The sequence below is a fragment of the Nostoc sp. TCL26-01 genome, assembly GCF_013393945.1.
GTDB lineage: Bacteria > Cyanobacteriota > Cyanobacteriia > Cyanobacteriales > Nostocaceae > Trichormus.
In genome coordinates this window covers 588,533-601,729 of sequence record NZ_CP040297.1, presented here as the reverse complement: position 1 = coordinate 601,729, position 13,197 = coordinate 588,533, and the positions used below count along the sequence as shown (strand labels likewise).

9 protein-coding genes are annotated in these 13,197 nt (G+C 39.0%); 5 read left to right on the top strand and 4 right to left on the bottom strand.

Annotation, left to right across the window (positions count from 1 at the left end):
• Positions 1 to 189 precede the first annotated feature (189 nt).
• A complete protein-coding gene (locus FD725_RS02470) occupies positions 190 to 591 on the bottom strand; it encodes a TIGR02588 family protein (RefSeq protein ID WP_179046655.1) in 402 nt (133 codons plus the stop codon).
• Positions 588 to 1,472 carry a TIGR02587 family membrane protein gene (locus FD725_RS02465; RefSeq protein ID WP_179046654.1) on the bottom strand — a complete coding sequence of 295 codons (885 nt, stop codon included), beginning with the start codon at positions 1,470 to 1,472 and terminating at the stop codon, positions 588 to 590. Before FD725_RS02465 ends, FD725_RS02470 begins: the two co-directional genes overlap by 4 nt.
• Before the next feature lie 185 nt (positions 1,473 to 1,657).
• Here FD725_RS02465 and FD725_RS02460 point away from each other — a divergent pair, with 185 nt between their 5' ends.
• From FD725_RS02460 to FD725_RS02450, 3 genes are all read left to right on the top strand, one after another.
• Positions 1,658 to 1,840, top strand: a complete 183-nt coding sequence (locus FD725_RS02460; RefSeq protein ID WP_179046653.1) for a CsbD family protein — start codon at positions 1,658 to 1,660, stop codon at positions 1,838 to 1,840.
• A gap of 629 nt (positions 1,841 to 2,469) precedes the next feature.
• Complete coding sequence (locus tag FD725_RS02455) at positions 2,470 to 4,107, top strand: hypothetical protein (RefSeq protein ID WP_179046652.1); 1,638 nt, start codon at positions 2,470 to 2,472, stop codon at positions 4,105 to 4,107.
• A 389-nt stretch (positions 4,108 to 4,496) separates the two neighbouring features.
• Entirely contained in the window at positions 4,497 to 5,546 is a 1,050-nt protein-coding gene (locus FD725_RS02450; protein ID WP_179046651.1) for a hypothetical protein, read from the top strand.
• Positions 5,547 to 5,916: 370 nt separating this feature from the next.
• Here the strand turns inward: FD725_RS02450 and FD725_RS02445 are convergent, their stop codons facing one another.
• Positions 5,917 to 8,685: a TIGR02921 family PEP-CTERM protein gene (locus tag FD725_RS02445; RefSeq protein WP_179046650.1), complete on the bottom strand. Its 2,769-nt coding sequence runs from the start codon at positions 8,683 to 8,685 to the stop codon at positions 5,917 to 5,919.
• A 523-nt stretch (positions 8,686 to 9,208) separates the two neighbouring features.
• Between FD725_RS02445 and FD725_RS02440 the strand changes: the two genes are divergently transcribed.
• Together FD725_RS02440 and FD725_RS02435 are read left to right on the top strand one after the other, a co-directional pair.
• A complete protein-coding gene (locus tag FD725_RS02440) occupies positions 9,209 to 9,739 on the top strand; it encodes a pentapeptide repeat-containing protein (protein WP_179046649.1) in 531 nt (176 codons plus the stop codon).
• Between the two features lie 784 nt (positions 9,740 to 10,523).
• Entirely contained in the window at positions 10,524 to 12,197 is a 1,674-nt protein-coding gene (locus FD725_RS02435) for a fasciclin domain-containing protein (RefSeq protein WP_179046648.1), read from the top strand.
• A 189-nt stretch (positions 12,198 to 12,386) separates the two neighbouring features.
• On the opposite strand, the gene FD725_RS02430 is transcribed toward FD725_RS02435, so the two are convergent.
• Positions 12,387 to 13,157 carry a pentapeptide repeat-containing protein gene (locus tag FD725_RS02430; RefSeq protein ID WP_179046647.1) on the bottom strand — a complete coding sequence of 257 codons (771 nt, stop codon included), beginning with the start codon at positions 13,155 to 13,157 and terminating at the stop codon, positions 12,387 to 12,389.
• Between the last annotated feature and the right edge of the window lie 40 nt (positions 13,158 to 13,197).

The following is a 13,197-nucleotide window of genomic DNA, read 5'->3' as shown; positions in this document are numbered from 1 at the left end:
TCATAGAATGATCTCTTTTTCGGTTTTCTAGATTTTTGGAAACCAATATTTTAAGCTTACCACGCTAGTAGGTTGGGTTGACGTAAGGAAACCCAACACTAAGATCCATACTCAGTTTCTGCGATCCATGTTGGGTTGCGCTACGCTTAACCCAACCTACATTTTTTATAACATTTTGATAAATACTTTTTAAGGTAACTTATAACTAGCAATCCTGACAGTTAATTTACCTTCATTGGGATTTTTGCTAAAGATAAATGCTCCTTCTTCCTGTTCGCTATCTGATAAAAAATCAATATGTTGCTCACCTGTTTCGATCACTTTACCACCAATCTCTAACTCAGCAATAATTTGTACAGATTCAGCAGTTTGTCCACCAGTATTAACAACTTCAAAGGGAATATAAAATTGTCCGTTAATTTCCCGAATCATTTGCTGCTTTTTAGTCACTGCTAGGATAGGCGGTTGATTTTTATCATTAAACCAAACATAGCCCACTAAAGTAATAATCACTCCCAAGATAAATAAAGCGATGCTGAATGCTACCCATTCCGCGAGTGAACGTTCCGGTTTTTGTTCTGTGGACATCATATTGCTAACCTACCAGCTGCACCACCGATAGTTGCTGGTAATCCCAAGACTAATGTGTGTTCTAACCATATCCTCCAAGGATCATCAAAAGTTAATTTTTGGAAGAATAGCAACATCAGAGTACTGGCTAATAGGGAGACTAAATAAGAAATAGTAGTTTCACTTAACGGTCGTTGAAAAATCCCCTTTTGCTGTCTACGTTTTTGTTGGTCTGAAAAACCTGCTTGAAAAACAATAGCATAGGAGATGAGCAAAGATGCAGCCATAATACCCCAAAGCCAAGGCGGTGATATGGCAGCTGCTAACATTGACACTTCATCCGTGGGAGCAATATTAAAGGCAATGACAATAGCACCAATGAGAGTTGCACCTAAATCAGCTAATGTCCCGTGCAATTCATCAGATTGATTTTTATTAGTGTCGCTTGCTTGATTCATACTTGCGGGAGAATTATTCTCTCTTGTATCTCCCAAAAATTGGTTAGCTAATGCTACACCTAAAGTAAATGGTACACCTTCAAAAACAATTTTGCCTAAAGTTTCTTTCAAGGATGTTTCTAGTGTAATCTCTCGCAACAACCACAGCATAAAGGCAGAACAAACAAATCCCAGGGCCATTGCCTCTATGGTATCTATGACTGATTCACGAGTCCGCCAACTATGTCTGCGCTTACGAAAGCCTTCTGTATGATTGAGTAAAAAAACGACAATAAACATCAAGGCGATCGCTACCATCATTAACGGTGGTTTGACTAACGACCCTACCCACCACACTTCCATAGTGTATAGCAAAGGGATACCAAAAAGGAAGCCTCCACAAATACCCCGGACAATATCATTTATCTCTCTTTTCCACCCATTTTTTTGCTGTTTTATTTTCACCTCTGTATTTTCCTGTTATGGGATGCTATTTTGAGCGTAAATCAATATCTCATAAGATATATTTTTATGTATCTATCTCAGGTAATTTAAATATTTCCAACTATATCTTTCTTGGGGAGGACAATAAAAAATTGCATTTCTGATAGTTTTTATCATGTTGGTATTTTAAATCATTTGAGAAAAATATGAGTACTGAAAGAAGAATTGAAGCAACTGCTAAAAACATTGAAGGCAAAATCCAAGAGGTTATTGGTGAAGCAACTGGTAATCCATCAGATAAAGCAGAAGGCAAAGCTAAACAAGCTGAAGCTCAAGTGATTCACACAACAGAAAACATCAAAGATGAGTTGAAAAAAGCAATCGACTAAATAAGTAGCTGCTGAAGTCATTCAGTTTTTACATACCCTATTCTTGACAGGCTAGATACTATAGGACTCACTCATATTTGATTTCTGAAAATTGCGTAGGCGTGGCAAGGCTAAAATGTGGCAATAAAATTGTAGGTTGGGGAGCCACTCACGTGGGCGGGTTCCCCGACTTGAGTAAAGTGGCGTTGGAGGCTTTGCGTAACCCAACATTCTGATCTGTGTTGGGTTGCGCTACGCTTAATCCAACCTATGCCTAATGCACTATTTTAGCTGTTTCGATCCACTACAATTTCAATGCAACATTTTAGGCTTGCCACGCCAGTATTGGTACGGCAAGCCTAAATTTGTGTATTAGACCTAGTGGCGTGTCTAGACTAAAATAGGGTATTATCATCTGCGTCCATCTGCAGTTAATTTTATCTAATCCATTGCCACATTTTAATCTAGATATGCCACTACCTCAGATTTGATGTTTAGCCTTAACTAAACTGTATGGCTGGATAATGCAGTAAAATTTAACTATCTGGAATCAAAAAACTTGTACAGACGTTGCCATGCAATGTCTCAATTGTTATTTCATGCGTAATTCCTATCGATATTAATTCGCCACTAAATATTGAGAATTGCTCATGAAATACAGAATAATATCTATCTTGCTGTCGGCAATTATTATTGCTCATCCAATTTCTGTGAGAGCTGCTGCCAATATATTAGTAGATGCTAGTGATAAATCTATTAATATTACTGGTTGGTTAGGTGAAGAAAGTGCTTTAGTGGGCAACTTACGATTAACTGCTGAGGGAGAAAATATCGAGCAAATCGTCTTTTTAACATCTGATTTACGGCGTAAAGAAGGCGGTGAAATTATTAACCGTCAGCAAGTAGTTGTGGTGGGTGAACCAGAACTTTTCATGGGAGTTCCTAGAGATTTTCAACTGAAAGTTACCGATATTCGTCTACCGGGAACTTATGAAGGTACACTCCAAATACTGCTACCAAATCAGCATCAGCAGCAGATACAAACTATTCCCATTAAAGTAGTGGCCAAAGCGAAACCAACCCTCATACCCTTAGCTGGTACTGAGCAAATTCAATTGCGCTTAGTTAACTGTGATGGTTTCTTAGGATGGTTTGACTACTTAATTGCTAAAGGGTTGCTACCTGCGAGTGCATTTTTAAATCAATGGCAACTCCAGTTTGATAACCCGACTCAAGCACCTGTTACCATTATCGATGCCAAAGTTATTGTTAAAGGTGAACAAACAGGATATCAGTTAACAGATACAGCTTTGAGTTTACCTCAAGGAGCGATAACTTTAGCGAGCGATCGCATCATTACTTTACCCTTAAATTTAAATCGTGATGCTATTCCTCCAGATCGCTACACTGGTGCTATCTATTTTACTTTATCTGGGCAAACTCAACGATTAGCCATCCCTGTAGATTTAAAAATGCGCTCTGGACCAATTTTACCTCTGATGGTGTTGATATTTGGTGTAATTTTAGGTCGATTATTTAAGTATATGCAAGAGTCTGGTGGTAGCCTGACAAGAGCCATTAAAGCCGTTTATCGACTCAAAGCCAGAATTCAACAAGAAATTAGCCATCCTGAAGATCAGCAGATACTCAATCACATGATTGAATGGGTAGAACAATTAATTCGCTGGGACAAAATAGATAAAGCTTTAGCAGAAATAGATGCTATTGAATCTCGATTAGAAGCTTTAACTAAACTCCGCAACATAGAAAATCAACTCTTAGAAATAAAAGGACAAGAAACATTAGAAAAAACTGCTCAAGAGTTGCAAACAAATATTAATAAAACTCGAACATCGTTAGCACAGAGGAATGATATTGCGGCGAAAAAGTTTATGCAAGAAGTGATGAGATGTTTAATTAATCTCAACCAAAAACGACAGGTAGATAATAAGTTGAGTTTTATAGCCAATGATTTCCCGATTATCCCTGATGAAGCTACTCCAAAAAAGTTGCTATTGTGTCAAGATTTCTTAGTTTTACTCTCTGGTGTTTCTGATGAAGTGCGGATTGGTGCTACATTTTGGATTATCCGACCGTTTTTATCCCTGACTTTGCTAGTTGGCTTATCTTTAGTCGGTATTGGTTCACTGTATGTAGACAACGGTTTAACTTTTGGTGCTAAACCATTTTCTGATTATTTGGGTTTAATTCTCTGGGGAATTAGTGCAGATGTAGCTAGTCGCAACCTCAGCAGTTTGCAAAACAAAAATAATGGAGACAGCCAGTAGGTTTGTAGCTACATATTATCAATATAATTAAATTGGCTGTGATACCTCTAAATCTTTAGTTAATCTCAGCTTAATATTTACTTATCACCCATAACTTAAATATAATCAATTTTTTAATAGTAATTAATATATTAGTCGAAAAAACAGAATGCGATCGCTATCGTCAACATAGAGAAATATCTCTCTAATGGATAGCTATTTATGATTAAAAATCATTCAAATGTTAGAGGATAAAAGTCAAATATTGTGGTAAAAATAGTTGGCTGTAACCAAATCAAAACTAAATCACGGGAGTGATATCAAAATTTCTCCTAACCACTTCCCCTACTTGATTTTCCCGAAAAGGTGCAGTTTCTTTAGATGAGTGCGTTTCGCTAGAGGTAGCATTTATGACTAGTTATGAGCAAATTTTCAATTCACAACAGAATATAGAAGAATCTCTTAGTCCAGAAGAAGCCGTAGCCGCTATAGCTGTAGTTACCGCCATTGCAGATACTTCCATAGAACAAGTAGATGCAGAGGGTTTAGCGGGTATCCTTTGGGAATTTGAGGTTTTTGCTGAATACTCAGAAGATGAAATCGTAGAAATTGTTGATGAACTGATAGCGATCGCAGAAGACGCAAGTGTGGGAGCATTGTTTAATGCTGCGAGTCAAGCGCTTTCTGATGAACTAGTTTGGGATGGTTTTGCGGCTGGGGTAATTATCCTCTTAGACGAAGAAGAACTAGCAATTCCCCAAAAGAAACAGCCTTACTTGCAAAAGCTGCGGGAAGCGTTGGAACTAGAAGAGGAAGAAGCACAGGAAATCATCCAAGAGGTAACTGCGGCTTTTCAAGAATTAGACAGTGAAATTTACTCAGACGAAGATGAAATAGTCATCATTGAAGATGATTTTGAGGAAGTTTACGAATCACCATTGGGCAATTTTACCGTGCCAATTCCAGTGGATGCCGAACAAGGGGGAAAAATTCAAAGCCAAGAAGGTGTAGTGGGTTTTTCTGATGATTTTGGGACTTTGTTGCGAATTGATTATTATTCCCTACCGCCAGAACAGCTAGAGGAACTTGACTCTGGTGAAAAACAAGCGTATCTACGAGATATTGTGGTAGAAAAATACGTGCCGCAAGCAATTTTAAATAATTTACCAGAAGCGCAAATCAAGCATACAGAATATCAAGAAAATGGCACATTAGACTATTATTTTGTCTTAGTCGATATGCCTCAAGGTTCAACATTTTCTCAACAAGACAATAATGGAACTCTCACAAAGTTGGATGCTTATAGAGGGTTGATTTCGTTTATTAAAGATGACTTTTTGTATGTAATTAGTAGTCAACGCAGTTTTTTAGATGATGAAACTCCTGGATCTATTGAAGAAGAAGTAGCCAATATCAAGGAAAGTCTGTTAGAGTTTGTGGAGACTATAGAGTTTAGTTAGTAACACAAGCTGATATAGCTGTTCTCAATTAAGTGAGGTACAGAATTAATTTTTTAAACGCAGAGGGACGCAGAGGAAAACGCAGAGGAGCGCGGAGATTGCCCAATTTCATTAGCGATGTACTCAGTACTTCAGTAGATTAGGAAACGCTATAAAAATCTCTTTTATCAACTTTAAGTCTCACCATATAAGACTCACATTTGATTTTTGTTAGCGTAGCCATATTTTCTGCTAGCACAATTATCAGTGCTTTTTTTGTATAGAAATAATTGGTTGAATAGCAATCATATATTATGCTTAATAAATAAGCAACCCGGCTTGCTAAAGAAGTCGGGTTGCTAAGATTCTACGTCTTATTTTCTATGCAGAATTAACGCCGACGTTTTACAAAGAGAAAGATAGCGATCGCACTCAAGCCCAAAATCCAGCCCCCCGATGGTTCGGGTGAACTAACTTTAAAAGGATTACTAGGTTTGGAGAGATTTTCTTTGCCATTTTCTACTTTACGTTCAAAGCGATCGCTTTGGGCTTCTGCGGCTTTTAGTAACTGTCTTTGTTCATCATTTACTAACACCAACATTGAAGAATATGGACTGACAATTGCATAATTTTTGGCTATGGTGTGAATAGCATCTAAACTTTTGAGATTATCTAGTTTGATTTGTTTACTCAAACCTAAAATCAATTGTCTAGCTGCTAATGCTGCTAAACCTTCCTGTGGCTGAGAATTAGTAGCTGCTGTATCTAATGTTTGTAGATACCAAGCATAACCATTAACCACACTAACCACCGATTCACCCAAAACAGATTTAGTCGCAATTCGTTGCAACACCTCGGCAATATCAACAGCAACTCCACCACCACTATCTTGAATAGATTTAATGATGCCATCATTGTAAGCTCCAGGCAAGCCACCTAAATGTACCATCCATAAAGGTGCTGGTGTGGCGGGGACATTTTTCTTATCAGTTGATAGTTCATAACTCCCCTCATCAGTCAACAATAAAACAGCATCATAGGTTGTATCTTGACGCAATTGATTGAACTGGGAGAGCATTTCTTGGGGTTGAATTGTGCCGTAGAAAGTGACTTTTTCTGGTTGGAATTGTTGGATATCATCTATTCGTTTGGGTTTAGCACCGACAGAAGCACTGATGTACAAATCAGCATCATTATTCTGCAAGTTATTATCAGCAAATCCGTGTTGTTTCAACCAAGATAAAGTAGGCGATAATTCCTTGATATGGTTAGCCATACTGCGCGAAGTATCCAGCACTAAAGCAACTCGCTGTCCTTTTGGTAAAGAGTAATCTTGATTAGATAGAGGTTTGGCTAAGATTTTGTAGCCATTTTCTAAATTCACTTCATGTAATCTAGGTTGAATTTTGCTGCTGCTGGGAATGAATTCTTCCAACCACTCATCTTGTTTCCCGCCGATTTCTTTACTGTTACGAATTCGCTTAGTTTGATTAGTCCAGAATATATTACGCTTTTCTCCTAAATCTGGCATTGCCCAACCTTTATCTTGCCCCATCACCTTATAAGTTAACCACAAGTGCATTTCTGTAGGACGGGGTGCGGCATTTTCTACTTGTACTACGTTGTTAGGAGGAATTGGAAATGCCCTCAAGCGATAATGTCTAGGCCCCACTTGTTCCAATAAAGCTGGATCTATAGGACGTTCTCTCACTACTTGGGAATTATAAACTTTTTGGGCAGCCCCACGAGGAGAAACCACAAAAGAGAAACGTTTGGCTAAATTATTCGTATCTCCTAACCATAAGCCAGTAATAACTGCACTTTCTGGTAAAGAGAAAGAGTAAAAAACTTCTTGAACTTCTGATGTTTGGTTTTTATAAACTTCGTACAACTCAACATCAGCCCAGTCATTATGTTCTTTAACTGTGACTTGTTGAGATGCTAACCAAACCTTTTTCTCGTTGATATTTAATAACCCAGCTTTAACTTCTTGCTGGTTAAAAGTAGATTGCACTGCATGAGTGACAGCATTTTTCTCGGCTTTTTGTAGTGGCTGATCAAAAAATTCGGCGTAAAGTTTTTCTGCCTGATCATCATCTTTTTCTGTACCATTGTACAAAAATGGTGACATCAAGAAATTGTAACTATCTTGTACTTTATCTGCTGCTGATTTGTCCAAGCCCAAGAGATCACGATACATGGCGCTGATGTGATTGTTGTCTTGGCGAGTGCTGAGATAGCGGTAAGAAGATAGATAAGCGTTGACTAAGCCTGTACGAATTTCATTTGATTTGGCGAGTAGAGTTTGGCGATCGCTATCATTTGTGGGAGACTTAGCTAATAGTGCAAAAGCTTGTGTTTGGGGCTGTTGTTGTAAAGAAAGAAAAGAAACAGCAAAAGCTATCACCACCGCACTTGCACCAGCCAGGGTGCGTTTTTTGCCATGTTCTGAAGCGAAATTGCGTAAAATTCTCACGCCCGAACTGACATACATCGCGGATAGTGCCGAAGGCATGAAAATAAATAAAGTGGCACTAAAAGTAGACAGAACAAACCAGATCAGGAGAATCCAAAACCCGCCAAAGAAAAATGTATTTTTTAATACATACCAGAGAAATGATAGCCATTGAAATTTGATAAATTCTTGTAGCAAGAATACCACTATAGGCAGGGCATAAAATAGCAAAATTGCCCCAGCATAAATGCCAAATAGCAGCATTAAAGTATGAGCTAGCATTTGCACCCACTGCAAAGCATTCTTCCTTCGAGAAGCATAGCCCCAAAATAATTCACCGGTGAAAGCTGCTATACAAACACCAATTGTCATGAGAATTTGACTGCTAGCAGGTGTCAGTTCACGGATGAGAAACAACCGCAATAAACACAAGATAAATAGGGGTGCTTCTACACCATAAAATAGGCGGATTAATTGCAATGGTTGTTGGGTAAATCGCCAGCCACCAACAATACTAGAAATGGTGGGAATGGCAATTAAGGTAACAAGAGTTAAAGAAAATTCAATCGGGATATCACCCCTCAAAGTAGCGAGAAATAACGGCACACCTACCAGTGGCAAGATCCCAAAATAAACTAGCCCCAAAAATGTCAGATTCCACAACCAAAAAATAGTATAAAAACTTACATCCCAAAATAATTTCACAACTTTACCCCTCCTCGCATTTATGTGGCTATGGTTGGTTTTGAGAGTACTGTATTTAGTGTTCCCAGAAGATTAGGCGATCGCCTAATATCTTCATACAGAAAGCCAAGCAATAGTATTTTTTACTTATTTGCTTAATTTCACCGCAATAATACTTAAACACTAACATCCAACACTCAAGAGACTTTCCAGAATTTGTTCACAAGACAATTCCACAATGCAGCAGCAAAATGTCTTCCTCCTAAAGCATGAGAAAGAATTTTATTTTGATACAACTCATCAACCTGTCTTTCCTGATTAAAAATCAAGAAAATGAGAATAATTTGGGAGTAAAGACACTTATCAGTGCATTCTGAATCAACATCCCCAAGAAGGATGAAATTAGTTCATAACTACAGATAGTAGTAACCTTAGTCAAAACTCAGTATTTTTATTACAGAACTGACTAAATACTAAAAATGCTCCCCTGTGGCGCGTATAGGGCATCTTTTATTTGCCTAAGTAGCAGGAAATTACTTTAACTATGAAAGCAACCGAACTTCTCAAAAGCTATGCGGCTGGTGTAAGAAACTTTACAGGTGTTAATCTGAGTGAGGCTGACTTAAGAGGATCTGACTTGAGTGGAGCAATTTTTGATCAAGCCATTTTAGATGGAGCTAATTTGAGTCATGCTAACTTAACAAACACTAGTTTAATTGAAGCGGACTTAAATGGAGCAGATTTGAGCAATGCTAACTTGACAGGAAGTAATCTATTTGCGGCGATTTTGGATGGAGCAATTTTAGCAGGCACTATATTAGACAGTGCTAATTTGAGTCATGCTGATTTGACTGTTGCCAAACTAATCCAAGCCAACTTGAGTGAAGCAGAGTTACACGAAGCCAATTTGCAAGCTGCTAATTTAGATAGAGCAGATTTAAGTCATGCAGATTTAACTATAGCCGATTTGACTCAAGCAAATCTTACTCAAGCAGATTTAAGTCAGGCAAATCTCAGTGGTGCAAATTTAGCAGACGCTAATTTAGAAGGCACAATTTTGGATGAGAATGTCTAGGGAATAGGGGACAGGGGATAGGTGATAGGGGATAGGGGATAAGTAATTAGTAGTAAATATTAAGGTAGGGGAGGCAAAAAGCGGCGTGGATGTTCCTCCCGCTTTATTGCCGTTGTGTTACGGCTGTGTAAGGATTTGGGCATTTGAGAAAGTAAAAATGAGCCGTAACCAAATCAGTTATCAGTTATCAGTAAAGAATAATTTACGCCTTGATAACTGATAACTGTTTACTGTTCACTGTTCACTGTTTTAAGGTTTACTGGCTTTTCCTTATTGCCGATCGCCTTTCATAAACTTAGATTTTCCAGCGTTTATTTAGGCATTCTTGGTAATAAAAAACCAGTCTAAAGGATGAAATAATATCTAAAATATGTCACTTTTGGCTAATTGTTAAATATCAGAAAATCTTGAAAAATAAAAGTATAAAATGCAATGAGAAAGAGCATTTTTTCTTACTAGTAAATGAGTTGTACTTTAGATTTGAGTACATTCTATTTCAGGGTTATTGGTGTAAAAGTTTGGTCTTTTAGACAAATAAATTGCGCCTTTGTGTGAGAGGAAGTTTGAAAAGTCTATTTCTTTGTCATGTTGAATGCAGCGTAGCGGAATGAAACATCTCGGTATGTGCCACAAAACCTAGATTCTTCCTGACGCTCCGCTCCAGTCAGAATGACATTTTTATACCTACTGAAACTTTTCCAACACCCTTTGAGTGTATTGCTGCTTCCTATAGTCAATTTCTGTATTTTTGCCATCTTGCTATGTTCTTTTGGAGGAAATTTTCATGTTTAGTACGGTGCGTTTGTCATTAACAACATTACTGGCTTTGGGGGTGAGTGCGATCGCCATCAATCCTGTGACATTTTCATCTCCGGTTTTAGCTCAAACACCAGTTCCATCAACTACCCCTTCTACTACTACCACCGCTAATTTTACCGATGTTAGTTCCGATTATTGGGCGCAACCATTTATTCAAGCTTTAGCAGCAAGAAATATTATTTCCGGCTTTCCCGATGGTACTTTTAAACCTAATCAACCAGTCAGTCGAGCTGAATTTGCGACATTAATTCAAAAAGCTTTTAACCAACAACCAGTACGGCAAATAGGTGCAAGCGGATTTACCGATGTCCCAACGAATTTTTGGGCATCTGCGGCAATTCGAGAAGCTTACGAAACAGGATTTTTATCTGGTTATCCTGGAAACGTATTTCGCCCCAATCAACAAATTCCTAGAGTACAGGCGATCGTGGCTTTGAGTAATGGTTTAAACTTGGCTAGTAGTGATGCTGCATCTAGTGTTTTAAGTAACTCCTATACAGACGCAGCCACCATTCCTAACTACGCAGTCAACGGTGTCGCCGGAGCTACACAAGCCAATGTAGTTGTTAACTACCCAAATGTGAAACAACTTAATCCCAGCGTCTCTCTGACTCGTGCAGAAGCAGCAGCACTGTTGTATCAAGCTTTAGTTAAACAAGGACAAGCACAACCTCTAGCCAGCAATGTTGCAGCTACTAACTATATAGTTTCTAGTACGACTGGAGGTAATCAAACAACCCCAGGCGCTAACGATATTGTTTCCCTAGCGGCTTCTAACAGTTCTTTTAGTACTTTAGCTTCTCTATTGAAAACAGCAGGTTTAACAGAAACTCTCCAACAACCAGGCCCTTACACAGTTTTTGCACCCACCAACGAAGCATTTGCAGCTTTACCAGCCGGGACTTTAGAACAGTTGCAGCAACCACAAAACAAAGAGTTGTTAGTAAAAATTCTCCGCTATCATGTGGTTCCTGGTCAATTAACCTCTAGTCAACTCTCTTCTGGGCAATTAAAAACTGCTGAGGAAGGATCTATCAATATCAAAGTTGACAGCGCTAACAATCAAATTGCTGTCAACGAAGCTAGAGTTGTCCAACCAAATATCCAAGCTAGTAATGGTGTTATCCATGCCATCAACGAAGTATTGATTCCACCTAACTTGACAAGTCAGCAACCCCAAGGGGAAACTAATCAAGCTCAGACTCCTGATGTTACACCAGGTAGAGCTACTCGTGGTGGCTCCAGTTATGTTGGCGTGGCTGGTAACATTGGTTTGGGTGGTGATTCAGCCCTAAGTGATGGCAACATTGCAGTGATCAGCAAAATTGGGCTAACACGGACAATATCTGTGCGCCCATCAGCAGTGTTTGGTGACGATACAGTAGTTCTGGTTCCTGTAACTTTAGATTTCGTTCCGCGTACAGTAGAACCTACAAGTCAAACAAGATTCCCTGTTTCACCTTACATTGGTGCTGGTGTAGCCATTGAAACAAGCGATGATGCAGATGTTGGTTTGCTGTTAACTGGCGGTATTGATATTCCTTTAGGCTCTAGATTTACCGCTACTGGTGCTGTCAACGCTGCCTTTTTAGATGAAACTGATGTTGGTTTGCTATTAGGTGTTGGCTATAATTTCTAAATGACATTAGTCATTGGTCATTGGTCATTGGTCATTAGTCATTGGTTGTAGGTTGGTTTCCCTGTGGTTCATCCAACCTACTTACTTTTCTACTTTTCCCACATTCCCACACTCCCACATTCCCACACTCCCACACTCCCACACTCCCACACTCTCTTACTCAGCACTCAGCACTCATAACTCTCACGGTCAAAACGGCAGGAACTGTAGCAAAACTGAACCCAGACTGCCTAAAAAGTCAAAAAAGCTGGGTTTGCCGGCACTGACTTTTTCTGTGTATGGTGTTTGTAACTCTTTGATAAAAGCTTGAGCAGTTTGGATGCCGGTGGTGTTGTTTTGGGATGTGAAGAGTTTTTCTGCTGTTTGGGCATCTTCAAAGGCATTTTTTCGGTCAAGAATTTGGTAGCGGGCAACACCACGGGCTAAGTATGCACCAGCATACTCTGGTTTAGCAGCGATCGCTTGATTAAAATAATTGATAGCCTGTTGTTGGTTGCCTTTTTGGGCTTCGGCTACACCCCAGGCATAAAATTCTTCGGGAGTGGCAATTTGTAATGGTATGCCAACTGCACCTTGAAAGTTAGTACCCTGCAAATATGCGCTGGTGAATTCTGCATTGGCTAGATATGTATTGCGTAAATCAGCACCGACTAAATTTGCTCCACCCAGTTTAGCTTCACTCAAATTTGCGCCAAATAAGCCAGCACCGGCTAAATTTGCCCCCCGTAAATCAGCACCAGTTAAATTTGCTCGACTCAGATTAGCACCTGTGAGATTAGCACCAGTTAAATTTGCTCCTGACAAGTCAGCCATCACTAAACCCGCACTAGTCAAGTCACAGTTTTGACATTGTTTAGTTGCTAATAACTGTCTGATATGCTCTTGGTTGGCTGCTTGAGCAATGCTGGTTAGACTAAGTGTGGTGAAAAATGTCGATATGGCTATAGTTAAACTTTTCATAGTCAGGCTCAAAAATTTTCTACTGAGTACTCAAAAAAAC

Coding starts and splice junctions, on each gene's coding strand:
- FD725_RS02470 (WP_179046655.1), bottom strand. CDS start 591: ATGATGTCCACAGAACAAAAACCGGAACGTTCACTCGCGGAATGGGTA.
- FD725_RS02460 (WP_179046653.1), top strand. CDS start 1,658: ATGAGTACTGAAAGAAGAATTGAAGCAACTGCTAAAAACATTGAAGGC.
- FD725_RS02455 (WP_179046652.1), top strand. CDS start 2,470: ATGAAATACAGAATAATATCTATCTTGCTGTCGGCAATTATTATTGCT.
- FD725_RS02450 (WP_179046651.1), top strand. CDS start 4,497: ATGACTAGTTATGAGCAAATTTTCAATTCACAACAGAATATAGAAGAA.
- FD725_RS02440 (WP_179046649.1), top strand. CDS start 9,209: ATGAAAGCAACCGAACTTCTCAAAAGCTATGCGGCTGGTGTAAGAAAC.
- FD725_RS02435 (WP_179046648.1), top strand. CDS start 10,524: ATGTTTAGTACGGTGCGTTTGTCATTAACAACATTACTGGCTTTGGGG.
- FD725_RS02430 (WP_179046647.1), bottom strand. CDS start 13,157: ATGAAAAGTTTAACTATAGCCATATCGACATTTTTCACCACACTTAGT.